General features: G+C 66.7%; 2 protein-coding genes and 1 pseudogene. All 3 read right to left on the bottom strand.

Annotated elements, in window-relative coordinates:
• A partial coding sequence (locus tag VGH68_RS15390; protein ID WP_331604504.1) for a glycosyltransferase occupies window positions 1-484 on the bottom strand: 484 nt, incomplete at its 3' end.
• Complete coding sequence (locus tag VGH68_RS15385; RefSeq protein ID WP_331604503.1) at window positions 481-1,086, bottom strand: class I SAM-dependent methyltransferase; 606 nt, start codon at window positions 1,084-1,086, stop codon at window positions 481-483. The genes VGH68_RS15385 and VGH68_RS15390, both read right to left, overlap by 4 nt.
• A gap of 24 nt (window positions 1,087-1,110) precedes the next feature.
• A pseudogene (locus VGH68_RS15380) lies at window positions 1,111-1,509 on the bottom strand (acyl-CoA dehydrogenase); the annotation flags it as partial.

Here is a 1,509-nt window from a genome sequence, read left to right as displayed (position 1 = left end):
CGCCGGCCCGTAGGTACGCTTCGGCGGAGACGCCGAGATTCGCGCCGTGCACATGGCGATGGCCGTCGGCGTCAACATAGACTTTGCGGAAATGATCGCGCACGCTGTGCGGATGCGCGGACCAGTCGTCGACTGCTATCGAACCGCACACCGCATCCGTGCCGAGCGACAGTTGCGCGACCAGCCAGCCCGCCGACACGCGGCTGTCGGCGTCGGTAAATGCGAGCCAGCGCGCCCCGGCCGTCAGCAGCATCGCGGCGCCGGCCGCGCGCGCGACGCCGACGTTGCGCGCCTGAACCGTCAACGTCTCGACGCCGTACGCGTGCGCAATCGCGCCGGAGAAATCGTTGCATGCGTCAAGCACCACAACTTGGCGCACCGTCTCGCCGACCAGGTCCGCATGCCGCGCGGCCGCGTGCAACGCTGCAAGGCATGTCGAGAGCAGCGCCTGTTCGTTGTGCGCGGGGATGATCACGCCGATCATGCGAGCCCCTCGCGTTGCGCGACCGACCGCGCGTCGCGCGACCACACGTCGATCAGCAGATCGGCCTCGTCGTGATGCGCAAGCCGCGTCAGACCGCAACGCGCATCGAACAACGCATGCGCCGCACCGGCGGATTCGAGCGCTTCGTCGAACGGCCTGCGCCAGTGGCACGCGAGCAGCGTGCCGTCCACCGTCAACGATCCTGCGATGCACGCGGCCAGCGTGTCGAGATCGGCGGCATCAAGGTAGTACGCGAACTCGCTGATAACAATCAGATCGAAGGGACCTGCTTCGCGCGGCCAGTGCGCCGGCATCGTCCGTTGCTCGACGCGCACGTGCGGCACAGCCGCGACCCGCTCGCGCGCGAGGCGCACTGCCGTCGCGTTCAGGTCGGCGGCAAGCAGCGCATCGCAACGAGCCGCCAGTTCGGCGGTCAGTTCGCCGTTTGCGCAGCCGGGTTCGAATGCATTGCGGTAACGCGGCCGCGGCAACAACGCGAGCGTTAGCGAACGCTTGCGCTGTTCGTACCAGCCTCCGCGCAATTTCCAAGGATCGTCGCCGCGTTTGTACAACTCATCGAAATATTGGATCAGAGAGAACATGTCAGCGGCTCCCGGTACATAGCGTTAGAGTGTCCATGTAGCGTCTCCGGTTTTGAAGCTCGCTTCACCCAGTACGGCGAGATCGCGTTCGGCGTGACTTTGTCGCAGGAACACCGGCAAGTCCGCAAGCGCGCGAGCAAAACGCGCGTCGCGGCACAATGGGCCGGCGCCGAGCGTGCGAGTCACGTGCGCCATTACATCGGTCACCGCTGATTCGACCACGAGACGCGCACGCAGCGCCTCGCATTGCAGATCGTCACGAGGATTGACGTCGATTTGCGCCGCCGTTTCGCGCAACACCGCCGCGGCGCCGGACAGCGCAACGTCGACCGCGCCGAGATGCGCGAGCCGATGCGCATCTGCGCGTTGGGCGGCGGCATCGCGCAGCGTCTGTCCCAGCCTCGCCGCCGCACCATACCAGCA

Source organism: Paraburkholderia sp., assembly GCF_036488505.1.
In the GTDB taxonomy this organism is placed as follows: domain Bacteria; phylum Pseudomonadota; class Gammaproteobacteria; order Burkholderiales; family Burkholderiaceae; genus Paraburkholderia.
The sequence above is the reverse complement of the archived record's forward strand: the minus strand, read 5'-3'. Positions and strand labels throughout refer to the sequence as shown.

Bases quoted from the DNA above. Each gene is read 5' to 3' on its own strand.
- VGH68_RS15385 (WP_331604503.1), bottom strand. From the start codon at position 1,086: ATGTTCTCTCTGATCCAATATTTCGATGAGTTGTACAAACGCGGCGAC.